This is a genomic window from Alcaligenes sp. 1735tsa3, assembly GCF_024134565.1.
In the GTDB taxonomy this organism is placed as follows: domain Bacteria; phylum Pseudomonadota; class Gammaproteobacteria; order Burkholderiales; family Burkholderiaceae_B; genus Alcaligenes; species Alcaligenes phenolicus.
In genome coordinates, this window is record NZ_CP099862.1 from 2,858,169 (window position 1) to 2,882,930 (window position 24,762).

At 56.8% G+C, this 24,762-nt stretch carries 22 protein-coding genes; 8 read left to right on the forward strand and 14 right to left on the reverse strand.

Annotated features, from left to right (window positions below; genetic code table 11):
- The first annotated feature begins 55 nt into the window (after nucleotides 1-55).
- The 6 genes from NIZ92_RS13335 (at nucleotide 56) to NIZ92_RS13360 (ending at nucleotide 7,259) form a co-directional block, all read left to right on the forward strand.
- Nucleotides 56-1,297 carry a glutamate-5-semialdehyde dehydrogenase gene (locus NIZ92_RS13335; protein ID WP_060186929.1) on the forward strand — a complete coding sequence of 414 codons (1,242 nt, stop codon included), beginning with the start codon at nucleotides 56-58 and terminating at the stop codon, nucleotides 1,295-1,297.
- A gap of 3 nt (nucleotides 1,298-1,300) precedes the next feature.
- Nucleotides 1,301-1,717 (forward strand): CopD family protein, encoded by a 417-nt coding sequence (locus NIZ92_RS13340; protein ID WP_035272539.1) that lies wholly within the window; start codon nucleotides 1,301-1,303, stop codon nucleotides 1,715-1,717.
- A gap of 1,597 nt (nucleotides 1,718-3,314) precedes the next feature.
- A complete protein-coding gene (locus NIZ92_RS13345) occupies nucleotides 3,315-4,664 on the forward strand; it encodes a class I SAM-dependent RNA methyltransferase (protein WP_235332513.1) in 1,350 nt (449 codons plus the stop codon).
- A gap of 214 nt (nucleotides 4,665-4,878) precedes the next feature.
- Complete coding sequence (locus tag NIZ92_RS13350) at nucleotides 4,879-5,397, forward strand: RDD family protein (protein WP_026483072.1); 519 nt, start codon at nucleotides 4,879-4,881, stop codon at nucleotides 5,395-5,397.
- Between the two features lie 43 nt (nucleotides 5,398-5,440).
- A complete protein-coding gene (gene hslO, locus NIZ92_RS13355; protein WP_009456504.1) occupies nucleotides 5,441-6,352 on the forward strand; it encodes an Hsp33 family molecular chaperone HslO in 912 nt (303 codons plus the stop codon).
- Nucleotides 6,353-6,431: 79 nt separating this feature from the next.
- Complete coding sequence (locus tag NIZ92_RS13360) at nucleotides 6,432-7,259, forward strand: hypothetical protein (RefSeq protein ID WP_254002094.1); 828 nt, start codon at nucleotides 6,432-6,434, stop codon at nucleotides 7,257-7,259.
- A 210-nt stretch (nucleotides 7,260-7,469) separates the two neighbouring features.
- Here NIZ92_RS13360 and ftsB read toward each other — a convergent pair whose 3' ends face one another.
- The 4 genes from ftsB to NIZ92_RS13380 form a co-directional block, all read right to left on the reverse strand.
- Nucleotides 7,470-7,775, reverse strand: coding sequence for a cell division protein FtsB (gene ftsB / locus NIZ92_RS13365; RefSeq protein WP_026483075.1), 306 nt, complete (start codon nucleotides 7,773-7,775; stop codon nucleotides 7,470-7,472).
- Between the two features lie 45 nt (nucleotides 7,776-7,820).
- Complete coding sequence (gene eno, locus NIZ92_RS13370) at nucleotides 7,821-9,107, reverse strand: phosphopyruvate hydratase (RefSeq protein ID WP_009456510.1); 1,287 nt, start codon at nucleotides 9,105-9,107, stop codon at nucleotides 7,821-7,823.
- Between the two features lie 354 nt (nucleotides 9,108-9,461).
- Nucleotides 9,462-9,908 (reverse strand): MarR family winged helix-turn-helix transcriptional regulator, encoded by a 447-nt coding sequence (locus NIZ92_RS13375; RefSeq protein WP_052159446.1) that lies wholly within the window; start codon nucleotides 9,906-9,908, stop codon nucleotides 9,462-9,464.
- 2 nt (nucleotides 9,909-9,910) lie between these two features.
- A complete protein-coding gene (locus tag NIZ92_RS13380) occupies nucleotides 9,911-11,485 on the reverse strand; it encodes an MFS transporter (protein ID WP_254002095.1) in 1,575 nt (524 codons plus the stop codon).
- 157 nt (nucleotides 11,486-11,642) lie between these two features.
- Between NIZ92_RS13380 and NIZ92_RS13385 the strand changes: the two genes are divergently transcribed.
- Nucleotides 11,643-12,368 (forward strand): SDR family oxidoreductase, encoded by a 726-nt coding sequence (locus NIZ92_RS13385; protein ID WP_254002096.1) that lies wholly within the window; start codon nucleotides 11,643-11,645, stop codon nucleotides 12,366-12,368.
- A 125-nt stretch (nucleotides 12,369-12,493) separates the two neighbouring features.
- Here NIZ92_RS13385 and NIZ92_RS13390 read toward each other — a convergent pair whose 3' ends face one another.
- From NIZ92_RS13390 to NIZ92_RS13425, 8 genes are all read right to left on the reverse strand, one after another.
- The gene (locus tag NIZ92_RS13390) at nucleotides 12,494-12,778 is read right to left on the reverse strand and encodes a DUF1330 domain-containing protein (RefSeq protein ID WP_009456520.1); all 285 of its coding nucleotides are present in this window, start codon (nucleotides 12,776-12,778) and stop codon (nucleotides 12,494-12,496) included.
- Between the two features lie 18 nt (nucleotides 12,779-12,796).
- Nucleotides 12,797-13,648: a 3-deoxy-8-phosphooctulonate synthase gene (gene kdsA, locus NIZ92_RS13395; RefSeq protein ID WP_009456521.1), complete on the reverse strand. Its 852-nt coding sequence runs from the start codon at nucleotides 13,646-13,648 to the stop codon at nucleotides 12,797-12,799.
- Nucleotides 13,649-13,724: 76 nt separating this feature from the next.
- A complete protein-coding gene (locus NIZ92_RS13400) occupies nucleotides 13,725-14,105 on the reverse strand; it encodes a VOC family protein (protein WP_009456523.1) in 381 nt (126 codons plus the stop codon).
- Between the two features lie 88 nt (nucleotides 14,106-14,193).
- Nucleotides 14,194-15,840: a CTP synthase gene (locus NIZ92_RS13405; RefSeq protein WP_009456525.1), complete on the reverse strand. Its 1,647-nt coding sequence runs from the start codon at nucleotides 15,838-15,840 to the stop codon at nucleotides 14,194-14,196.
- Between the two features lie 148 nt (nucleotides 15,841-15,988).
- Nucleotides 15,989-17,767: an aminopeptidase P family protein gene (locus tag NIZ92_RS13410; RefSeq protein ID WP_254002097.1), complete on the reverse strand. Its 1,779-nt coding sequence runs from the start codon at nucleotides 17,765-17,767 to the stop codon at nucleotides 15,989-15,991.
- Nucleotides 17,768-17,860: 93 nt separating this feature from the next.
- The gene (locus tag NIZ92_RS13415; RefSeq protein WP_009456529.1) at nucleotides 17,861-18,514 is read right to left on the reverse strand and encodes a CoA transferase subunit B; all 654 of its coding nucleotides are present in this window, start codon (nucleotides 18,512-18,514) and stop codon (nucleotides 17,861-17,863) included.
- A 19-nt stretch (nucleotides 18,515-18,533) separates the two neighbouring features.
- Complete coding sequence (locus tag NIZ92_RS13420; protein ID WP_009456533.1) at nucleotides 18,534-19,232, reverse strand: CoA transferase subunit A; 699 nt, start codon at nucleotides 19,230-19,232, stop codon at nucleotides 18,534-18,536.
- A gap of 122 nt (nucleotides 19,233-19,354) precedes the next feature.
- Entirely contained in the window at nucleotides 19,355-19,777 is a 423-nt protein-coding gene (locus NIZ92_RS13425; RefSeq protein WP_009456536.1) for a thioesterase family protein, read from the reverse strand.
- 182 nt (nucleotides 19,778-19,959) lie between these two features.
- Here NIZ92_RS13425 and NIZ92_RS13430 point away from each other — a divergent pair, with 182 nt between their 5' ends.
- On the forward strand, nucleotides 19,960-21,606 hold the full coding sequence (locus tag NIZ92_RS13430) for an electron transfer flavoprotein-ubiquinone oxidoreductase (RefSeq protein WP_035272529.1): 1,647 nt from the start codon (nucleotides 19,960-19,962) through the stop codon (nucleotides 21,604-21,606).
- Between the two features lie 84 nt (nucleotides 21,607-21,690).
- On the opposite strand, the gene NIZ92_RS13435 is transcribed toward NIZ92_RS13430, so the two are convergent.
- On the reverse strand, nucleotides 21,691-22,578 hold the full coding sequence (locus tag NIZ92_RS13435; protein WP_031232600.1) for a DMT family transporter: 888 nt from the start codon (nucleotides 22,576-22,578) through the stop codon (nucleotides 21,691-21,693).
- A gap of 164 nt (nucleotides 22,579-22,742) precedes the next feature.
- Nucleotides 22,743-24,728 (reverse strand): acetate--CoA ligase, encoded by a 1,986-nt coding sequence (acs, locus tag NIZ92_RS13440; protein ID WP_254002098.1) that lies wholly within the window; start codon nucleotides 24,726-24,728, stop codon nucleotides 22,743-22,745.
- Between the last annotated feature and the right edge of the window lie 34 nt (nucleotides 24,729-24,762).

Sequence of the window (24,762 nt, forward strand, 5' to 3'; positions counted from 1 at the left end):
TATGAACGATATCACCCAGTCCTCTGCCGCCACCCAGGTCGGCGATCTGTCTTCCATGATGCAAGACTTGGGCAAGCGCGCCCAGCTTGCTGCCCGTCGTATGCGCGCCGCCACAGGCAAAGCCAAGGCCGACGCCCTGCGCTATATGGCTGATGCCCTGATTGAGCAAAAAGCCCAGTTGCAAGCAGCCAACGAGCTGGACTTGCAAGCGGCACGTGAACGTCAGATTGCCCCGGCCATGATCGAACGCCTGGTCCTGTCCGACCGCGCCCTGGAGATCATGACCACCGGCCTGCGTCAAATTGCCGATATGGATGATCCGGTTGGCCAGATCAGCGCCTCGCGTACCCGCCCGAATGGCATGCGCGTGGCTCAGATGCGTGTCCCTTTGGGTGTCATCGGCATCATTTACGAGTCGCGCCCCAATGTGACTATTGACGCCGCTGCCCTGTGCCTGAAATCGGGCAACGCCACGATTCTGCGCGGTGGTAGCGAAGCCTTTCATTCCAACCAGGCCCTGGCGCAGATCATCTCCAGCAGCCTGGAACGTGCTGGTTTGCCCAAAGAAGCCGTGCAAGTGGTTCCCACCACGGACCGCGATGCTGTTGGCCTGCTCGTAACCATGAACGACTACGTGGACGTCATTGTCCCGCGTGGTGGCAAGAGCCTGATCCAACGACTGAGCGCCGAAGCCACGGTTCCTCTGATCAAGCACCTGGACGGCAACTGCCACGTCTATGTGGACGAATTTGCCGATCTGGAAAAAGCGACCCGCATCGTATTCAACGCCAAGACCTACCGCTACGGTATTTGCGGCACCATGGAAACCTTGCTGGTTCACCGCAGCATTGCACCCGCTTTCCTGCCAGAAATGGCCCGCCAGTTGCAGGAAAAAGGGGTGGAACTGCGTGGCTGTGAGCAGACCCGTGCCCTGGTTGCCAATGTGGCCCCTGCTACCGAGGAAGACTGGGAAACCGAATTTGCCGCGGCCATTCTGGCAATCCGCATTGTGGACTCCATGGACCAGGCCATGGACCATATCGCACAGTACAGCTCAGAGCACACCGAATCCATCGTGACGGAAAACCTGAGCCTGGCCGAACGCTTCCAGCGCGAAGTAGACTCCAGCTCCGTCATGGTGAACCTGCCTACCTGTTTTGCCGACGGCTTCGAGTACGGCCTGGGCGCAGAAATCGGCATTTCCACCAACCGTCTTCATGCCCGTGGCCCGGTCGGCCTGGAAGGCCTGACGACCTACAAATGGGTCTTGCACGGCAATGGCCAAATGCGTGGTTAAATCATGCTTTGGCTAAAAACATTTCACATCTTGTTTGTGACCTCCTGGTTTGCAGGGCTGTTCTACTTGCCCCGCATCTATGTCAATCTGGCCCAGGAGCAAGATGCCAAGACCTATGAAACGCTTCTGGGCATGGCCCGGCGCCTGTATCGCTTTATGGCTCCTCTGGCCATTTTGACTTTGCTGACAGGCCTGGGATTGTTTTTGTATTACGGCATAGGCAAAGGACAGGGCTGGATGCACGCCAAACTGACCCTGGTCTTGATCCTGTTTGCCTTTCACGGTGTGTGCGGACGCTATCTGCGGCAGTTCCAGCAAGGGCAACAAAGCCGCTCACACGTATTCTTCCGCTGGTTCAATGAAATTCCGGTCATCGTTCTGCTGCTGGTCCTCATCCTGGTGGTTATAAAACCCTTCTAATACCTTATTCATGTCAGACCAATCTGAACGCAAGACACTAAGCCTGAACCCAGGCACTAAAAAGAAAGCCAGCAATGCGGAACCCCGCGTGCGCTCGGGTGCGCGCGCACGAGCAGCCAGCCTGCAGCAAGACCGCCAGGGCGGCCCCAAGCGCGAGACCCGCCCCTACGTAGAGAAACGTGACCAGGACCGCCGCGAGCGCCCTGCTTTCAACCGCGACCGCGCAGATCGTCCTCAATCGGGCGAGCGTCGCGAATTTTCAGGCGAACGCCGTGAGCGTCCCGCATTCAACCGTGATCGCGACAGCCGCCCACAATCAGGCGAGCGTCGTGAGTTCTCCGGTGAACGCCGGGAATTCTCCGGCGAGCGTCGTGAACGCCCCGCATTCAACCGTGACCGCGACAGCCGTCCGCAATCGGGGGAACGTCGTGAATTCTCCGGTGAACGTCGGGAATTCTCGGGCGAACGTCGTGAACGAACCGCATTCAATCGTGACCGCGACAGCCGCCCACAATCGGGCGAGCGTCGTGAGTTCTCCGGTGAACGCCGGGAATTCTCGGGCGAACGCCGGGAACGCCCCGCATTCAACCGTGACCGCGACAGCCGCCCACAATCGGGCGAGCGTCGTGAGTTCTCCGGTGAACGTCGGGAATTCTCGGGCGAACGTAGTGAACGACCCGCATTCAATCGTGACCGCGACAGCCGCCCACAATCGGGCGAGCGTCGTGAGTTCTCCGGTGAACGCCGGGAATTCTCGGGCGAACGTCGTGAACGACCCGCATTCAACCGTGACCGCGACAGCCGCCCACAATCGGGCGAGCGTCGTGAGTTCTCCGGTGAACGTCGGGAATTCTCGGGCGAACGTCGTGAACGACCCGCATTCAATCGTGACCGCGACAGCCGTCCCCACTCGGGCGAGCGTCCTGCATTCAACCGCGATCGCGACAGCCGTCCCCAATCGGGCGAACATCGTGAATTCTCCGGCGAGCGTCGTGAACGCCCCGCATTCAACCGTGATCGTGACAGTCGTCCGCAATCGGGTGAACGTCGTGAATTCTCCGGTGAACGCCGTGAGCGTCCCGCATTCAACCGTGACCGCGACGGCCGTCCGCAATCGGGCGAACGTCGTGAATTCTCCGGTGAACGCCGTGAGCGTCCTGCATTCAACCGTGACCGCGACAGCCGTCCGCAATCGGGTGAACGTCGTGAATTCTCCGGCGAGCGCCGCGAACGTCCTGCATTCAACCGCGATCGTGACAGCCGTCCTCAGTCTGGCGAGCGTCGTGAGTTCTCCGGTGAGCGCCGCGAACGTCCTGCATTCAACCGTGACCGTGACAGCCGCCCTCAGTCTGGCGAGCGTCGTGAGTTCTCCGGTGAGCGCCGCGAACGTCCTGCATTCAACCGTGACCGTGACAGCCGTCCGCAATCGGCCGAACGTCGTGAGTTCTCCGGTGAGCGTCGTGAACGCCCTGCATTCAATCGTGACCGCGACAGCCGCCCTCAAACAGGCGAGCGCCGCAATTTCTCGGGTGAACGCCGCGAGCGTCCAGCCTTCAAGGGCGACAAGGAATCTTCGGAGCGTACCCCTGCCGGCAAAATGCCCAGCAAGCTGTTTAGCCCGGCCGGTGACTCCGATGCCTTTCCTCAGTATGTCTCGCCTATTCAGCGTGTAGACAGCCCCCAGGCCCCCAAGCCCGGTCAGCGCCTGCCCGATAGCAATATCGAGCAAAACGAACGCGTCCAGGTCAAGGCCCTGCAAGGCGAACGCTACCGCCTGTTTGCTCCCTGCCCTCAAGGGCTGGAAGAAGCGCTGTCGCTGGAACTGCAGGCGCTAGGTTACGAGAACGTCCAAACCGGCCGTGCAGGCTGCCACTTTGATGCGGACTGGATCGGCGTCATGCGTGCCAACCTGTCCTCGCGACTGGCTACGCGCATTTTGCTGGAAGTCTCGCACGCTCCTGTCACCAATGAGGAAGACATTCTGGCCCTGGCTCGGGTGACTCCCTGGGAACGCTGGTTTGGCCCCGAGCAGACACTGCGTGTCGACACCTCGGCCGTACGCAGCCCCATGCAAAGCTTGCAGTACTGCAATCTGCGCGCCAAAGACGGGATTTGTGACCGCCTGCGTGATCTGGAAGGCGCACGTCCTTCCATCGATACCGTACGCCCGGATGCCAAGGTGCATTTGTTCCTGGACGAGACCAGTGCCACCTTCTACCTGGATACCAGTGGCGAGTCTCTGTTCAAGCGCGGCTGGCGTCACGACAAGGGCGATGCGCCTTTGCGTGAAAACCTGGCAGCGGGCCTGCTGGCCCTGTCTGGCTGGGACCCCAGCAAGCCTTTGATCGACCCCTTCTGCGGTAGTGGCACGATTCTGATCGAAGCCGCCTGGATGGCTTTGGGAGCGCCTCCCGGCATCTGGCGTCCCTTCCACTTCGAGCGTCTGCGCTGCCACGACCAGCGCTTGTGGCGTGATATCAAAGACGAAGCGCGTTCCATGATCGCTCCTCGTCTGGATACTCCATTGATTGGCTACGACATCAACCCCACCGTTCTGGATGCAGCCCGTTCCAACCTGGAACGCTCGCACCTGACGCTGGAGACGATTCGCTTCGAGCAAGGCGATGCCCTGAAGATTCGTCCAGAAACGGAAGCCGGCTGGATTGTCACCAATCCTCCTTACGGCGAGCGCCTGGAACATCAGGACGAGGACTTCTGGCCAAACTGGGCCAGCAACCTCAAGCAAAACTTCGCCAACTGGAGCGTGAACATGATCAGCAGCGACCTGGAGCTGCCACGTCATATGCGCCTCAAGCCCAAGCGTCGTTACCCGCTGTACAACGGTGCTCTGGATTGCCGTCTGTTCTGCTTTGACATGGTTCCGGCCAGTTATCGCAATAACGAGACAGCCTCGGACGCCAGCGAAGACTCAGCCAGCGCCGAATAAGCGTCAAGCCGTCTTGCACAAGGCGACAAGGGCCAAGTCCATGAAAATGGCTTGGCCCTTGTTTATTGAGACAAGCCCCCCATATCTTGATTACTTTTCTACCCTTCTGGGGCCCGCCCGACTCCATGCCTTCTGTTCCAGCCCCGAACCGGCAGCATTCCGTTAGGCAGCGATATACGCGATAATGGCAGTCTTCCCTGCCTCAAGACGCACCATGACACCCACTTTCACTACTCCTGGCCGCTGGCGACGCTTTGCCTGCATGATGTATGAATCCATCCTGCTGTTTGGCGTTATTTTCACCACCGGCTATCTGTTTGACACCTTGACCCAAAGCCGTAGCGGCCTGGATCTGCGTCATGTGCGTCAGGTCGTTCTATTTATTGCGCTGGGGATTTATTTCGTGCTGTGCTGGCGCAAAGTGGGTCAGACCCTGCCCATGAAAACCTGGCATATGCGACTGGTAGACGAGCAAGGTCAGATTCCTGCCCTGCGTACCCTGCTGCTGCGTTATATTCTGCTATGGCCCCTGCCCTTGCTGGGAGCTTTGCTGGTTCAGCTTCTGTCTGGCTACACAGGCTATGCGTCCACGGACCTGCTTATCGTGTTTACGCCTTTTCTGAACTTCATCTGGACCTGGTTCGACAAAGACCAGCAGTTCCTGCACGACCGTCTTAGCAAGACTCGCCTGATCGATGCGCGCCCTACCCGTGTTACTTCGGCAGCCACCTGAGCAGGCAGGCTGCCTCTTCATTTTTTAGTAGTACAGCAAAGTCATGACTGACATTTTAAAAAAATACTTGTTCGCCGACCAAAGCACACGAGCCCAAATTGTTCATCTTGAGCAAGCCTGGCAAATGGGTCTGGAACACCAGCACTATCCTGCCTGCATCCGCGACTTGCTGGGCGAGCTGGTAGCCGCTTCGGTACTGCTGGCGGGCAACCTCAAGTTTGACGGCTCCCTGATTTTGCAAATCCAGGGCGACGGCCCGATCGCCTTGCTGGTGGTGGAATGCACATCGGACATGGACATACGCGCAACGGTGTCGCTGCGTGAGAACCATCCGGTGCCCCAAACTGGCACCTTGCAAACCCTGCTGAACCCGCAAGGCCAAGGTCGCTTCACCGTAGTGCTGGCCCCGCGTCAAAGCAGCAAGGATTTCCGCCCCTACCAAGGCGTGGTGCCTCTGGAAGGCGAGACCGTTGCCGAGGTTCTGCAAACCTATATGCGCACCTCCGAGCAGTTGGATACCCACCTGTGGCTGGCCGCCGACGAAAACCGTTGTGCAGGGCTGTTGCTGCAACGTATCCCGCCCCAAGGCGGCCACAGCCTGGCGCAAAACCTGGACACCTGGGAACGCGCCCTGGCGCTGGGCTCCACCGTCCAGACACAAGAATTGCTGCAACTCGATAGCGACACCTTGATTCATCGCCTGTTCTGGGAAGAAGACCTGCAGGTCTTTGAACCTCAGTCCGTGCGCTGGCATTGCCCCTGTTCCCGTCAACGCGTCAGCAATATGCTGCGCATGCTGGGTCGGGCAGAAATCGAGCAAATGCTGGCAGAACAAGACACCATCAATGTGTCCTGCAACTTCTGCGGCAAGCCCTACCAGTACGATGCAATTGACTGCGCGTCCCTGTTTGTCGACAAGGGCGATACCCAGCCTGGTGACGATACCCTGCACTAAGCAGAAACCGCTACGAAGGACTACACCCGCACAAGTCCTTCTACCAAGCTAAAAGACACTCAGCCATGATGGCAGCATCATGGCTGATTCTTTTTCCTCACCCCATCCTCAATCTGGTTTGGCTGGCGCTCACATCATGGGAGCCCTGCTTGCGATCATCCTGCTGAGCTGGCTGGTGCTGGACGTGCTGACGCTGTACTCCTTGCGCGTACGCCTGCAGCACGGCCTGTTACAGGCGGCTCGCCAGGCCAGTGTGCAGCATGCCCGGCCTGAAACCATTGCCCTGGCATTCAGCCAAACACTGGCTGCTGCCAAAGTGCCACTGCACGATCAATGGCAGATCCAGATCCTGTCGCCCTCGCCACAGGCTTTTATGCTGCATGGTAGGCCTTCCCGGCTTCATGAGGGGCGTACAAGCATTACCCAGGGCTGGCAGGCACAACAAGCGGATCAAGCCAGCCACGGCGGCCCCAGCATCTACCAGGCCAACACATTGCACTTGTACCTGCTCTATGCCCATAAGCCGGGCCCTCTTTCCTTGCTTCGCCTGCTACCCAAGCTTGCTGCCAGCATGCCTGGCCCTTCAGGTTCGGCAGCGGTCTGGCTACGCCTGGAAATCAGACACCCTATGCAGTCCAATGCCGTGCAGTGGGATGACTTGGCTGACGGTCGGGTCGTCTATGCCCAGCAGACTGAAAACGAGCTTGCCTTGCCAGTTTCCCAAACAGGCTGGTCCACAGACCTGGAGCTAGCAGAACCGCCATCAACGGACGGGGATGGCCGTCTGCCATCATGGGATGGCCCTGCTCAAGGATCAGGTGATGCTTCCCCTTCTCCAGGGCCTGCCGCCCCCACACCAGACTCAGGAGGAGCTGACTACTCACCTCCAAACCCTGCTTGCTACTAATCGCCGAGCCAGTCAGAGCGGGTGGCGGGCGGCGGGCGGCGGCAGCATAGGACGCGATCAACGCATTCCTGCCCCAAGCGGGAAACAGACGTACAGTCGCCGCAATCAGCAGTTGTGGCCGTAGTCGGGACAGCAATAAGGGAAAAAAGAAGAATTATCAGAAAGGAACTGGCTGATCAGCCGTTCCAGCAGCGCCTTGCGCGCTACTTCTTAACGTGGGCTGCTTGTCGTGGCAGCCGAACCACCGGGAGGCACGATTTGCACAAAGATCTCGCCTTCACGCATCATGCCAAACTCGCTACGGGCGCGCTCTTCGACTGCGTGGGTACCCGAGCGTAAATCCTGAACCTCGGCCAGCAAGGCGTTATTACGCGCCGTCAGGGCTTCATTGGTTTCTTTTTGCGCAACCAGCTTGGTCTGCATTTGCCGTACATCCAGCCAACCGCCTTTGCCCCACCATAAAGCGTAATGGGTTACCAGGGTCAGGCACAGCAGAAGCAGGACGATAAGGCGCATGGCGATATAAGAACCGGGTCTTCCGACCCGGTTCATCAAACAGAATTAGCGCAGATTATAGAACGCTTCGCGACCTGGGAAGGTAGCAACTTCTGCCAATTCTTCTTCAATACGCAACAACTGGTTGTACTTGGACATGCGATCGGAACGGGACAGGGAGCCTGTTTTGATCTGCATGGCGTTCGTTGCCACAGCGATGTCCGCAATCGTGGAGTCTTCGGTTTCACCCGAACGGTGCGAAATCACGGCGGTGTAACCAGCGCGCTTGGCCATTTCGATGGCAGCAAAGGTTTCGGTCAGGGTGCCGATCTGGTTGATCTTGATCAGAATGGAGTTGCCGATACCCAGCTCGATGCCCTTCTTCAGGATCTTGGTGTTGGTTACAAACAAATCGTCACCAACCAACTGGATCTTGTCGCCCAATTGCTGGCTCAGAATGCGCCAGCCATCCCAATCGTCTTCGGCCATACCATCTTCAATGGAGATGATGGGGTACTTGTCGCACCAGTTGGCCAACAGATTGGCAAAGTCTTGCGAGCTCAGGGACACGCCGCCTTCGCCAGCCAGGTGATATTTGCCGTCGCGGTAGAACTCGGAAGCGGCGCAGTCCAGGGCCAGAGCGATCTGGGTGCCGGGTTCGTAGCCAGCTTGTTCGATAGCGCGCAGGATCAGTTCGATAGCGGCTTCGTGGTTGGCCACGTTAGGAGCAAAACCACCCTCGTCGCCCACAGCGGTAGACATGCCTTGATCGTGGATCAGGCCTTTCAGGGTGTGGAATACTTCTGCACCCATGCGCAGCGATTCGCGGAAGCTCTTGGCACCCACGGGCATGATCATGAATTCTTGCAGATCCAGGGTGTTGTTGGCGTGTGCACCACCGTTGATGACGTTCATCATCGGCACGGGCATGGCCATGGCACCACTGCCACCGAAGTAGCGGTACAGGGACAGACCCGAATCATCAGCAGCGGCACGGGCCACAGCCATACTGGCAGCCAGCATGGCGTTAGCGCCCAGGCGGCTCTTGTCTTCGGTGCCGTCCAGCTCGATCAGGGTACGATCGATAAAGGTTTGTTCTTGAGCATCCAAGCCCATCAAGGCTTCGGAGATTTCTGTGTTCAGGTTCTCGACAGCGCGCAAAACACCTTTGCCCAGGTAACGGCTCTTGTCACCATCACGCAGCTCCAACGCTTCGCGAGCGCCAGTGGATGCACCAGATGGAACGGAGGCACGCCCCATAGCGCCCGATTCGAGCAATACATCACACTCCACCGTTGGATTACCACGGGAGTCCAGAATCTCGCGGCCAATAATATCTACGATTGCACTCATGATTTTGACAGTCCTGCCTGAAGTAGCATTAAGCTAGATAAGTTAAACAATCCTGCTGCCGGGCATATCGCCGTAAGTCGATGTGAAAATCAGCTTGAAAAGGCGCCTAGCCTGGAAGTTGAAAAGATCAGCAAGCGCGACAGCTATAGTGCAATCAGCGCCCCCTGCCCTCCTGCTAAAACAGGATTGTACCTGCCCATGACACAGCCGTGCCATGTCTGGTCCCGAAAGCTGGAAAAAAGCCTGGATTCAAGACCCTGCCTTCATCCTGATCGAAACCGGCACGTGTTTATTATCACCAGAAATTCCGAGACTAGGCGGCGTCTCTGTAAATACAAAAAGTACCGATACGTCTCAAAGTAAATCTTTGTCGGCCGCTTTCAACAAGGCGCTTTCCCAGTTGCCCAGCAAGGTGATCAACTGATTCAGATCCTGATCAGAGAAGTCTTGCAGCATGGCTTCCACCAGACGACGACGCCGGGGCAAGGTGGCTTCCACCAGCTCGCGGCCAGCGGGGCTTAGACGCACATTGGTCAGCCGGTTGTCCTGCTCATCCGTGAAACGCTCGACCAGCCCCAGGGACTCGATGCTTTTAAGCTGCCGTGTCACCGCAGCCGGATCAATGCGCAGCAGACGCACCAACTGCTTTTGAGACAGACTACCCTCTTCCTGGTACAAGGAAATCAGGATACGCCAGCGTGGCAAGGGCATCCCCAACTGCTGATCAAATGCCGCCATCAGGCTGCGATACGTGCGCCCCAGCTGCTGAGCCGCTTGAAGTTGCGGAAATTCATTCATCATGTTCAAGACTGTTCTTGACGATTAAAACGTATCGGTGGCACTTTGCGTACCCAATAAAAACACCAAATTATCAGCAGCAAGGTCACGGCCATCCCCATATTGACGGCATGTGCCAGGGCGTCGCGGGCCAAGCCCAGATACACCTGCCCTTCCTGCCCGGCCTGCTCCAGAAACTGCGTCTGCTGACTCACACTCATCAGAACTTGCGGATCTTGCAGGGAGTTGACCAGGCTTGTGGGCAAAGCCGCCAATTGCGTGCGGATGGCCTCCCCATACTGATAATTGATCAGGGTTCCGACCACAGCAGTACCCAACATGCCACCCACCATGCGCATGGACTGTAGCATGGCCGTGGCAATGCCCAGCATGGAGCGTTCCACAATTTCCTGCGCAAATACCGTCAGATTGGGCATGATGCAACCGACCCCGGTGCCAGCAATAGTGGCATAGATCACAAAATGCCAGTGCGGATCGGTCTTCTTGATGAACACCATACCCAGGCAGGCGATCGTCAACAGCACCAGGCCCAGATACAGCATCAAGGTAGGACGACGCAGGCGTGTAATCGTACGGCCATTAATGATACTGCCCACCGTAATGAACACGACCAAGGGTGTGATCAACAAACCGGCGGTTTGTGGTCGCAGGCCATACCCCCCTTGCAACAACAAGGGCGCATAGAACAAGAGACCAAACAGAATAAAGCCCAAGCCCGCAGACAGAACCAGCAAAGAGAATTGGGCTGGGCTACTGAACAAGACCAGGGGCAGCAAAGGTTCTGCCACCCGTCGCTCCCAGGCCACCAGCAGAACAAAAGCGGCCACACTGCACAGGCCAAGCAAAACCATTAAATAGCTGCCCCCATATTGCGGCAGCAACTCTACCAGCAACTGGATACAGGCCAAACCGACCATCAACAAGAAAGCACCCAAGTAATCCATGCGGACCTGGGTTTGACGAAAATGACGGATCTGCGGCAAATAGCGATAGACAAAATACAGGCTTAACAAACCCACGGGCAGATTCACATAAAACACGGAGCGCCAGCCATAGTGCTCGGTCAGAATTCCGCCCAGAAAGGGCCCTATCCCGTTCGCAATCCCAAAGGAAGCGCTCAGCATGACTTGCCAGCGCAAACGCACACGGGGGTCAGGAAACAGATCAGGCACACAGGCAAATGCGGTCCCCACCAGCATGCCCCCCGCAACTCCTTGCAAGGCACGTGCCAGTACCAGCTGCAACATGCTTTGCGCCATGCCGCAGAGCACGGAAGCCAGGGTAAACAAAACGATGGACACCAGCACAAAGCGGCGGCGTCCATAAAAATCTCCCAGACGGCCAAAGATAGGCACGGTAATCACTGAAGTCAGCAAATACGCCGTTGCCACCCAGGCATACAGTTCAAAACCATGCAGCTCGGAGACAATGGTGGGCAAGGCTGTCCCGACCACGGTCTGATCAATTGCCACCAACATCACCACAAAGCACAGCCCCATCATCGCCAGTATGGATTCTGTGACTGACAAGACCCGCCCCGGCGTCTTTTGTGCTGTTTCCGATACGTTTACCATTTCCATTGACCATGCAATTATTGCCTAGTCAACAATTTTACGAGAGTGATAAAAACCTGACAAGCGCTGCCTGAATCAACCCTTATCCCGGCATCCCGGTACACAATAGCGACCATCCGGAAAGCACCGCTTTCCAAGCACATCCTCCCCACAGGAAAACAGTATGAATATCATGATTGTCGGTGCCAGCATGGGGCTGGGACGCGCCTTGATGGACGGCCTGGCCCAAGACGGCAACACGCTTTATGGCGTGGCTCGCCGGACACCTGCACCATCGGCCAGCCCGCTCAGTCCCGATCCCGGCATCAATCAACACTGGATCAGTGCCGACTTGTCCCAGCCTGACGCCGCCAGCCAATTAGCAGCCGCCTGCCCGGAATCACTGGACGTGCTGATTTATAACCTTGGGATTTGGGAAGACACTGCCTTCAGTGAGGATTACGATTTTCTGTCGCAAAACGATCAGGCTATCCGTCGTCTGGTCGATGTGAATCTGACTGGAGCCTTATTGGCCATACGTCATCTGCTGCCTCATTTACTGCGCAGCAAACAGCCCCGCCTGATTCTGACTGGCTCCACCTCGGGTCTGCGTCAAAGCGGTCGCCCAGAAGTTGCCTTCGGAGCGACAAAATTTGCCTTGAATGGTTTGGCAGACAGTCTGCGTGAAGGCTATAGAGATCAAGGCCTGGCCGTCACTTGCCTGCAACTGGGCTACCTGAATACGGAAGACGGCCTGGATGTGCCACTGCACGCCGCCGCAGAGCGTGACCAGGGCGAGACGATTCCAGTGCATGACGTGCTCACGATTGTGCGTAGCCTGCTGCAACTGTCTCCCGCCAGCTTCATACGTGAGCTGACCCTACCAGCCCTGCGTGATCCGCGTTTCTAAACAGCCACACAACTCCTTCCTGCCATCGTGCTCAAGAAGGTCGGACTGTGTCCCTGCAAGCATCAAAAAAGGGAGTGTTTTCACACTCCCTTTTTCCTGCCTGACTACATGGCGTAGTCCGCTTCTTACAGACCCTGCACCACGTACATCGTCATGTTGGCAGCACCCTCACGTGCTTGACGAGCACGGCGGTATTCCTCGGAATCGTGGAACGCCTGGGCCTGTTCCAGTGTGTCGAACTCCATAACCACGGTACGCAAAGGCGCATTGCCTTCCAGAGTGACCGTTTCACCGCCACGTACCAACACTTTCACGTTGTGGGTTTTCATGGCAATGCTGGAAAACTCCTGGTACTGCTTGTACTGCTCGGGGTTGGTTACTTCGACATTAGCAATCAAAAATGCGGACATAGTGTCTCCAAACTACTTTTAATAGCCGTGCTGCAAGGCACCGCTGTTTTTAACAATCGAATCGATCTGCTGCAATGTCCGCAGCAAGTCTGCCATCTGCGACAGAGGGACAGCATTCGGGCCGTCAGACAAGGCCTTGTCCGGGTTAGGGTGAGTTTCCATGAACACGCCCGACACACCCGCTGCGACAGCAGCACGCGCCAGGACGGGCACAAACTCACGCTGACCACCCGATGTCGTGCCCTGCCCGCCCGGCAACTGTACCGAGTGCGTGGCATCAAACACGACCGGGCAATCCGTGGCGCGCATGATCGCCAGGGACCGCATATCGGACACCAGGTTGTTGTAGCCAAAGGAAGCACCACGCTCACAGACCATGATGGTGGAGCCATCTCCGCCCATTTCCATCGCTGCCGCACGTGCTTTTGCCACCACCTGCACCATATCCTGAGGAGCCAGGAACTGGCCCTTCTTGATATTCACGGGTTTCAGGGTAGCAGCGCAGGCCTGAATAAAGTCGGTCTGACGGCACAGGAAAGCCGGGGTTTGCAGCACATCCACGACGGCCGCCACATCATCGACCTGGTCCTTGTCGTGCACATCGGTCAGGACCGGCACTTTGTAGTGCGAGCGCACATCCGCCAGAATCTGCAGACCTTCGGCCATGCCGGGGCCACGATAAGACTTGTCCGAACTCCGGTTGGCCTTGTCAAACGAGCTTTTGTAGATAAAGGGGATACCCAGAGCCGAAGTAATCTCGGCAAGCTGGCCCGCTGTATCAAACGCCATTTGACGCGATTCAATCACACAAGGGCCAGCGATCAGAAAAAAGGGCCGATCCAGGCCAACGTCGTAACCGCATAAATCCATAATAGACCTCGTTTCAGTATTTCTGCATTCTCCCACATTCCTGACGGCGCTGCTGCACCGCAGTGCAGCAAGCCTGTCAGCCCAATCGTTCGGAGATTTCGATCAGGTTCAAGTCCGGGTCGCGCACATAGACTGAGCGAATCGGGCCGGTAGCTCCTGTACGCTGCACCGGCCCTTCAATAATGGGCCAAGCTTGTGACTGCAGATGCGCGATCACCTGCTCCAGCGGAATACTGGCAATAAAGCACAGGTCCAGCGCCCCGGGCACCGGCAAATGCGCCTTGGGCTCGAACTCCTGCCCACGCACATGCAAATTGATCTTTTGCGAGCCAAAGCTGAAGGCAATGCGTCCTTGCCCAAAGACTTCCTGCTTCATGCCCAACACTTGTGTATAGAAATGGGTCGTGGCTTGCGGGTCGGTACAGGTCAGCACCAAATGATCCAGCTGTTCGATCATGATTACTCCCAGGAAAGCGGGCAACACACTCTGTCGCCCCGAATGAAAAAGCCCGCGTAGCGCGGGCCTTTTCAGTCATACCAAATTATCAGGCTGATTTTTTCTGGTGGTCCAGAGCAGCTTTGATATAGCTGGTAAACAGCGGATGGCCATCACGCGGAGTGGAAGTGAATTCCGGATGGAATTGCACGCCCATGAACCAGGGATGATCAGGCAGTTCCATGATTTCTGGCAGGTTCTCGGTAGGAGTACGAGCGGAAATCACCATGCCCACTTCTTCCAGACGTGGCACATACAAGGTATTCACTTCGAAACGGTGGCGGTGACGTTCATTTACTTCCGGACCGTAAATGGCTTCAGCACGCGAACCTGGCTTCACTGGGCAACGCTGTGCGCCCTTGCGCATGGTGCCACCCAAATCGGAGGAACCATCACGGTGCTCAATCTTGCCTTCGCGGTCTGCCCATTCGGTAATCAAGGCCACAACCGGGTGCACGGCCGATGGATCGAATTCGGTCGAGTTCGCGCCCACCAGATTGCCCACATTGCGAGCAAATTCAACCACCGCCAATTGCATGCCCAGGCAGATACCCAGGAATGGCACGCCGTTTTCACGAGCGTATTGAATGGCGCGAATCTTGCCTTCGGTACCGCGTTTGCCAAAGCCGCCTGGCACCAGAATGGCGTCCAGACCTTTCAGGCAATCGGTGCCTTCGTTCTCGATGACTTCGGAATCCAGGTACTCGATATTGATACGGGTACGGGTGTGAATACCGGCGTGAACCAGTGCTTCGCTGAGCGACTTGTAGGATTCGGTCAGGTCTACGTACTTGCCGACCATACCGATACGCACTTCGTGCTCCGGATTTTCCAGGGCCTGTACCAGACGATCCCACATGGACAGATCAGCCGGTGGAGGCGACAGCGCCAATGCATCGCACACCAGGCTGTCCAGGCCTTGCTTGTGCAGCATGGCTGGAATCTTGTAGATGGAATCCGCATCCCACACCGAAATCACGGCGTCCATGGGCACGTTGGAGAACAGCGAAATCTTGGCCAGTTCGTCGTCAGGAATGACGCGATCCGCACGGCACAGCAAAGCGTGTGGATGAATACCGATTTCACGCAGCTTTTGCACCGAGTGCTGGGTAGGTTTGGTTTTCAGCTCGCCTGCCGATGCAATGAAAGGCACCAGCGTCAGGTGAACAAAAGCGGTGTTGTTGCGGCCCAGGCGCAGATTCATCTGGCGGGCAGCTTCCAGGAAAGGTTGGGATTCGATGTCACCCACTGTGCCGCCGATCTCGACGATGGCAACATCGGCCTCACCATTGTAGGCAGCCTTGGCGCCACGAATGATGAAGTCCTGGATTTCGTTGGTGATGTGCGGGATAACCTGCACGGTCTTGCCCAGATAGTCCCCGCGACGCTCTTTGCGCAGCACGGATTCGTAAATCTGGCCCGTGGTGAAGTTGTTGACCTTGCGCATGCGAGCGGAAATAAAGCGCTCGTAGTGGCCCAGGTCCAGGTCGGTTTCCGCACCATCCTCAGTAACAAACACTTCACCGTGCTGGAAGGGGCTCATGGTGCCCGGATCTACGTTGATGTAGGGATCCAGCTTGAGCATAGTCACGCGCAAACCGCGGGACTCCAGGATGGCAGCCAGGGATGCAGCCGCAATACCTTTGCCCAGGGAGGACACAACGCCTCCCGTTACGAATACATATTTGGTGGTCATTATAAAAGGCGCCTGAGGTCAAATCAGGCGATAGCGGGAAATTTGGATTATAACGGCAAGCGCCCATGCTTGGCGACCCGACTAGTGGCATTTCACAGCGGAAATACCACTAGCCCTTGCAGCTATTGACAAGAGCAGAGGGTGGCGATCAGATCGCCTGCGTCCTTTGCTCAAGCCACTTGCGTGCATCCCCCTGAACACGAGGCAAGAGACGTTCACGCACTTGCTGATGATATTCATTGAGCCAGTTACGCTCGGCAGCCGTCAGTAGTGCGGCATCTATACAACGCGTATCAATGGGGCACAGGGTCAGGGTTTCAAAACGCAGGAACTGCCCGTACTCGCTGCGCAGGGCCGGAACCGCCGCCACCAGATTCTCGATGCGAATGCCCCATTGGCCGGGACGATACAAGCCAGGCTCGTTGGAGGTAATCATGCCGGCACGCATGGCGGAATGAGGTCCGATACGACCGCGCCAGGAAATGGACTGCGGGCCTTCATGCACATTCATGAAGTAACCCACGCCATGGCCAGTGCCATGACCGAAGTCCAGGCCCTGCTCCCACAAAGGCTGACGGGCCAGTACATCAATTTGCTGACCGGCAATGCCTTCCGGGAACACCAGCATGGACAAGGACACCATGCCTTTGAGCACCAGCGTGAAGTCACGAATCTGCTCGGCAGACACCTGGCCTACCGGCACCACACGGGTAATGTCGGTGGTCCCGCCCTGATACTGCCCACCTGAGTCGATCAGCAACAAGCCATTGCCCTCAATACGGGCATGGGACTGCGGGGTAGCCTGATAATGCGGCATGGCACCATTGGCGTTATAGGCGGCAATCGTGCCAAAGCTGGGGCTGACAAAACCTTCCTGACGAGCACGGGCGGCGCAGATATGTTCATCCACATCCAGCTCATTGACATCGCTTTGCTGTTCAAACCAGGCAAAGAACTCGCACAAGGCAGCGCCGTCTTTTTCCATGGTTTCACGCACATGATCCAGCTCGGCATCGGTCTTGCAGGACTTGAGCAATTGAGCCGGGTTGATGTATTCGACCACATTCAAATGCGCAGCCAGTTGGGCGGCCCAGGCCGTGGTCCGAGCCATATCCAGCAAGATGGGCATGGAGGCAGGCAAGGCGCGCATGAAGGAGGACAGTTCGGTATAGCCTTGAACTTGCACGCCATCCGCAGCCAGCGCCTCCTGTATGCCTGCTGACAGCTTGTTGCTATCCACAAACAGAAACGCCTGATCCGGGCCTATCAACAGGTACGACAGGAACACCGGGTTATAGGACACATCGCTGCCGCGTAAATTCAAGGTCCAGGCAATATCATCGAGCGCACTCAGCAAATGCCAATGTGCGCCCTGCTCCTGCATGGCCGCCCGCGTGCTGTTCAAGTTTTCTTGACGAGTGCGGCAGGCAAACGGGGGTAAATGCTCCACCACCTGACCAACAGGTGCAGCAGGTCGCTCCGTCCAGATCGGGCTGAGCAAGTCGGCCTCCAGCACCCACTCCAGCTCTGGCGTCGATTTTTGCCAGGCCAGCAGACTTTGTGCCGACACCGACTGGCTATCCAGCGCGACTCGCGACTGGGCAGGTAAATGTTCCGCCAGCCAGTTGGCAGGCTCGGGCACCCCGGCCTCGCCCGCACGTTGCAATTGAATGCCGCTACCCTCCAGCTCCTTGGCAGCCTGCTCCCAATAACGGCTATCGGTCCACAAACCGGCCCAATCTGCCGTCACCACCAGGAGCCCGGCCGACCCGACAAATCCGCTTAGCCACTGACGGCTTTTCCAGCGATCAGGCAGGTATTCAGACAGATGAGGGTCAGATGTAGGCCAGATACTTGCCTGCACGGACTGAAATTGCATTTGTTCGCGCAGCGCCTGCAAGCGTGCGGCAACGGGGGGATGGGCCATGCCAACTTCCTTTACATAAACAGCGTTCACGCACCGATCAAGCATAAAAAAAGCTCCGACTCGCGCCGAAGCTTTTTTAGCCAGAGAGACCGATCAGGCCAAAGCACTGACGTCCAGCGGGACGCCTGTCTTGGACTGAATGTACTCAAGGCTGACTTCTGGTGCCAACTCAAGCAACTTTAAACCATTTTCCGTCACTTCCATCACCCCCAGATCGGTAATGATGAGGTCAACTACCCCCACGCCCGTCAGGGGCAAGGTGCAAGAAGGCAGAATTTTCAGGTCTTCTGTGCCGTCTTTCTTGGTGGCCACGTGTTCCATCAGAACCACGACACGGCCAACGCCTGCGACCAGGTCCATGGCACCACCCATACCCTTGATCATCTTGCCGGGGATCATCCAGTTGGCCAGATCACCCTTTTCCGACACCTGCATGGCGCCCAGAATCGCGATATTGATCTTGCCGCCACGAATCATGGCAAACGAGTCTGCCGAGGAAAAGATGGACGAACCGGGCAAGGTGGTGATGGTTTGCTTGCCGGCGTTGATCAGGTCAGCGTCAATCTTGTCCTCAGTCGGAAAGGGGCCGATACCCAGCAAACCGTTTTCCGACTGCAGCCAGACCTCAATGCCTTCGGGCACGTGGTTGGCAACCAGCGTAGGCAAACCGATACCCAGGTTGACGTAAAAGCCGTCCTGAAGCTCCAGAGCGGCGCGTGCCGCCATTTGATCTCTATTCCAAGCCATTATTATCTTGCCTCGCTAATCAGGAAGAACGAACGGTACGCTGTTCAATGCGCTTTTCGGGCTGGGCATTGAGCACGATACGGTGCACATAAATACCGGGCAAATGCACATCATCCGGGTCCAGGCTGCCGGTCTCGACAATTTCCTCGACCTCGACAATGGTGATTTTTCCAGCCATGGCCACGTTCGGGTTGAAGTTGCGCGCGGTCTTGCGAAACACCAGGTTGCCGCTGCGGTCAGCCTTGTAAGCTTTGACCAGCGATACATCGGGCACCAGGGCCTCTTCCATCACGTATTGCTGACCATTGAACTCGCGGATTTCCTTACCGTCAGCCACGATAGTACCCACACCCGTTGCGGTAAAGAACGCAGGGATGCCTGCGCCACCGGCACGCAGCTTTTCAGCCAGTGTGCCCTGAGGAGTGAACTCCAGTTCCAGCTCGCCCGCCAGATACTGGCGCTCGAACTCCTTGTTTTCGCCCACATAGGAGGAAATCATCTTGCGGATCTGGCGTGTTTCCAGCAACTGACCCAGACCAAAGCCATCCACCCCGGCATTATTGCTAATGCAGGTCAGGTTTTTGACTCCGCTATCGCGCAGCGCAGCAATCAGCGCTTCGGGAATTCCGCACAGGCCGAATCCACCTACCGCGACTGTCTGTCCGTCGGCAACGACCCCCTGCAACGCCTCCTTGGCGCTTGGATAGACTTTATTCAATTGACTCTCCAATAACTCTTTAATTGGCCTAAACAGCAAACTTTGTCCAATAATGCCGCTATGCACCATACAGTGCTATCAGGCATTCTACGACTTGACTATGCTTTCCGTATACGTAAAGCTTAACCCTGAAAAACCGAGTGTATCTGTTTACGCTCATCTTCGGTCCAAGGTTGTGAGCCGCCTTGGGGGTTAATGGACACTAGCACACAGCGGCCACGTGCATAAATGACATCAGCTTGATTTGCGTCACATACAAAGACTTCCAACTCAATGCTGCTGCCACCGACTTTCAGCAATTTGTGCACAATCCGCACAGTGGCCGGATACAGGACCGAACGCAGGAAATCCAGGCTGGCGTGCGCCAGCACCCCGGTACGTGGAGAAGGTGGCACCATGCCCAGCTTCATCATTAACTGGACACGGGCTTCCTCGATGTAGCGAAAGTAGACCGTATTGTTAACATGATTCATGGCATCCAGATCGCCCCAGCGCACGGCAATATCAAAAGTGGCTCCTGCACCAGAATCTACTACTTGTGTCATTACATGCTCTCCTTACTGATATTTACTGATGAAGCCGGAAGCCAAGGGGCACTGCCTCTGGCCTCTGAACTCAAAACGGGATTGCTCAGACTACAATACAATCGACCGTACGCACAGTACACGAATTTCACCTGCCAACAATCAAGAACAAAGCGCTAAGCCGTAATAGGAGATCAGCAGCAATGTCTGAACGTGAATCGATGGAATATGACGTTATTATCGTCGGCGCTGGCCCTGCAGGCCTGGCCACTGCGATACGTCTTAAACAGCTCGCCCAAGAAAAAGAACAAGAAATCAGCGTCTGTGTCCTGGAAAAAGGCGCTGAAGTGGGTGCCCATATCCTGTCAGGCGCTGTCATGGACACGCGCGCTCTGGACGAGCTGCTGCCAGACTGGAAAGCGCAAGGCGCTCCTATTTCGGTAGAAGTGACTGAAGACAAATTCCTTTTCCTGACCGAAAAAGGCGCACGCAGCACCCCGATGTGGTTGCTGCCTGACTGTTTTAAAAACCATGGCAATTACATTGTTCGCCTGGGCAATGTCGTGCAATGGATGGGTGAACAGGCCGAGGCCCTGGGCGTGGATATTTTCCCCGGCTTTGCCGCTGCCCACATTCTGTATGACGACAACGGCGCGGTCCGTGGCGTCCTGACGGGCGATATGGGTGTGGCCCGTGACGGCACGCACACCGCCCACTATCAACCCGGCATGGAACTGCTGGCGTCCTACACCATTTTTGCCGAAGGTTCGCGTGGCCACCTGGGCCGTGAACTGACCGAGCGTTTCAAGCTGGACGAGTCCCGCAATGCCCAAAGCTACGGCATTGGCATTAAAGAATTGTGGGAAGTAGACCCCTCCCAATCGCAGCCCGGCCTGGTGATCCACACCGCTGGCTGGCCACTGGATTCGGACACCTACGGCGGCTCTTTCCTGTACCACCTGGATAACAATCTGGTCATGGTCGGGATGGTAGTCGGTCTGGATTACGCCAACCCCTGGCTGTCTCCCTTTGAAGAATTTCAGCGCTACAAAACCCACCCTGCCCTGCGCGCCACGTTTGAAGGTGGCAAGCGCATTGCTTACGGGGCTCGCTCCCTGACCGCCGGTGGTTTGCTGGCATTACCCAAGCTCAGCTTCCCCGGTGGTGCTTTGGTCGGTTGTGATGCCGGTTTCCTGAATGCTTCGCGCATCAAGGGTAGCCACGCTGCGATCAAATCCGGCTCCCTGGCCGCTGAAGCCGCTTTTGAAGCCTTGCAAGCCGGACGCAAGCAAGACGAGCTGTCACAATTTGCCGAAAAGTTCAAACAGTCCTGGCTGCATGAGGAGCTGAACAAGGCCCGCAACTTCAAGCAATGGTTCAAGAAAGGCCGCTCGATTGCATCCGTCATGACCTTTGTGGAGCAAGGCCTGTTCAAAGGAAAAATGCCTTGGACACTGCGCAACAACAAGCCTGACCACGCCTGTTTGCAGCCTGCAGCCGAATGCGCGCGTATCGACTACCCCAAGCCAGATGGCAAGATCACCTTCGATCGTCTCAGCTCCGTGTTTATTTCAAACACCAACCACGAAGAAGACGAACCTGTCCACCTGACGCTGAAAGATCCGTCCGTTCCTGTGGCGGTGAACCTGGCTCGCTACGGTGGCCCCGAAGCCCGTTTCTGTCCGGCTGGCGTATACGAGTTCATCAAGACTGAAACCGGCGACGACAAGCTGCAGATCAATGCACAGAACTGCGTGCACTGCAAAACCTGTGACATCAAGGACCCCACCCAGAATATCGTCTGGGTTCCCCCGCAAGGCGGCGAAGGTCCGGTGTACAACGGCATGTAAAAACAAATCTGGCCTTGGTGTCACCGCCAAGGCCAGAAGTATTAATGTCGAAAAAGCCCCCCTCAGGGTGGCTTTTTTTTTGCTCTATGACTTGCGAGATCGGCTGGGCCAGTTCACTACGAACAGCCCCAATAGAATCAGGCCTGTCCCCATTAACTCCAGTTGAGTTGGCCATTCGTCCAACAACAGCCAGGCCAGCAAAACAGTCAGTGCAGGCACGCCCAGACTGGACATCCCCGCCAAGGTCGCGCTGACACGACTGACTACCGCCATCCACAGCAGCCAACCTACCCCAGTTGCAATCACGCCCAGGTACAGAACGCCACTGAACATCTGCCATTCCATCACGATAGGACGCTGGGAAATCAGGAAGCTCAAGGGCAGAACAATCACAATCCCCAGAAGACACTGCCAGACTGTGGCATTGAGCAGCTCCACCCGATGACGCTCAAATAGCTGTTTGGAGAACACCGCCCCCAAGGCCCAGCTCACGCCACTCAATGTCGCCAGAACCGAACCAAGTATGCCGCCCATTCCTTCCCAGGGCGCAATCAGAAGCATCAAGCCCAAAATCGCGGGCACCATACCCATTACGTGACGTTTCTGAGGTCGTTGCCCCAACATGGGCCAGGACAACAGCAGAATCCAGATTGGCATGGTGTAGGCCAGGGCCACCATCTTGCCTGCCCCACCGGCTTGCAAGGAAAACTGGCTAAGCAGTTGAAAGCCGGTAGTCTGGAAAATGGCAACACCCAGGCTCAGCTTCCATGGCGTAGGCCGTAAATGCCCGCCTTTAAGACGCAGCACCAGCCATAAAAAAACAAATGCCACCGCATAGCGTGCTGCAATCAGATCCACTGGCCCGATGTAGACAGTCATCGCCTTCATCACGACCCAGCTCATGCCCCAGGTCAGTACCACCAAGCCCATCAGCGCCAAAGCGCCCCTGTCTGCCTGCTGTTCCCCGCTCAAACCTTTCCCCTTTTCTTTGAATTCATGGACCGATGTTTTGGCCACGGACTCAATGCTAGGCTAATTCCACACTGCGCAGGTTTTCAGTAACAAAATAATCAGGAGAAATAAAAAAACCCTGGCTCTGCAAAGAAACCAGGGTCAAACAGGAACTACCAAAAAAATTAGTGTGCTTCGGACAACTGATCCAGAATGGCCGGATTCTCCAGCGTGGATACGTCTTGGGTGATCGGCTCGTTATTGGCAACAAAGCGCAGCAGACGACGCATGATCTTGCCCGAACGTGTCTTGGGCAGGTTTTCACCAAAGCGGATCTCACGAGGCTTGGCGATAGGACCGATTTCCTTGCCTACCCAATTGCGCAGCTCAGTGGCAACCTTGTCGGCCTCTTCGCCGGAAGGCAGATCGCCATTCAGCACCACAAAGGCCACAATGGCTTCACCTGTCGTTGGGTCAGGCTTGCCCACAACAGCGGCTTCAGCGACCAGCGGGTGTGCCACCAGAGCAGACTCCACTTCCATCGTGCCCAAGCGGTGACCCGAAACGTTCAGCACGTCGTCGATACGGCCCATGACCCAGAAGTAACCGTCAGTATCACGCTGTGCGCCGTCACCGGCCAGGTAATAGCCTTTCAGCTCGGGTGGGAAATAGCTTTTCACGAAACGGTCTGGATCGCCCCAGATGGTGCGGATCATATTGGGCCAAGGCTTGCGAATGACCAGGAAGCCGCCATTGCCGCGTTCCGCTTCTTCACCCACCTCGTCCACAATGGCAACGTCCATGCCGGGGAACGGCAGGCCGCAGGAACCGGGTTTCAGAGGAGTGGCACCAGGCAAGGGAGTAATGACGTGACCGCCGGTCTCCGTTTGCCACCAGGTATCCACAATGGGGCAACGCTCGCGGCCCACATTCTTGAAATACCACATCCAGGCTTCGGGGTTGATGGGTTCACCCACCGAACCGATGATGCGCAGGGTATCCAGATTGTATTGCTTGGGATGAATGGCCTCGTCCGCTTCGGCTGCCTTGGTCAAGGAGCGAATAGCGGTAGGTGCGGTGTAGAACACCGTCACGCCGTGGCGTTCAATCATGTTCCAGAAACGGCCGGCATCCGGGTAGGTAGGCACGCCTTCAAACACAACCTGCGTCACGCCGGCAGCCAGAGGGCCGTAAGTAATGAAGGTGTGGCCTGTTACCCAACCGATATCGGCGGTACACCAGAACACATCGCTGTCCTTGGCATCGAAGGTCCACTGCACGCTCAGCATGGCACCCAGCAGATAACCTGCCGAGGAGTGCTGCACGCCTTTAGGTTTGCCCGTAGAGCCGGAGGTGTACAGAACAAACAGAGGGTGCTCTGCATTCACGGACACGGCTGGGCACTCGCTACCTTGACCTTTGACAACATCTTCCCACCAAAGATCGCGACCTTCATGCCAGGCAACGGGACCGCCCGTGCGCTTGTACACAATGACGTGACGCACGGCTTCGCAGTCACCGCCACTCAGGGCTTCGTCAACTGCATTTTTCAGGGGGATGGCACGGCCACCACGACGCTGTTCGTCAGCGGTAATGACCAGAGAGGCACCCACGTCCACGGCACGTTCGTGCAGGCTCTTGGCCGAGAAACCACCAAACACGACGGAGTGAGTAATACCCAAACGGGCACATGCTTGCATGGCCACAATGGCCTGCACCGACATGGGCATGTAGATCAGGGCACGTTCGCCCGTCTTGTAACCCAGGGCTTTCAAACCATTGGCAAACTGGCAAACCTGTTCATACAGTTCGCGGAAGGTCACTTTGGTGACTTCACCACCGTCGGCTTCAAAGATCAGTGCAGTTTTGTTTTCAGTGGGGGTGCCAAGGTGCTTGTCCAGACAGTTGGCCGAGACGTTCAGCTCGCCATCATGGAACCACTTGTAAAACGGGGGCTTGCTGTCGTCCAGAACCTGGGTAAAAGGCTTGGTCCAGACCAGACGATCGCGGGCCAACTCCGCCCAGAAACCGGGGTTGTCCTGCTCGGCTTTCTGGCAAAGCTCCTGGTAGGCCGCCATGCCAGCAATGCTTGCTTCGCGTTCCAGTTTGGGGAACACGGGAAAGACTCGGCTTTCCGACAGGACGGATTCAATAGACGTTGGACCGCTCATGGTGTTGGCTCCTTTATTTTCCAGATTTGGTGTT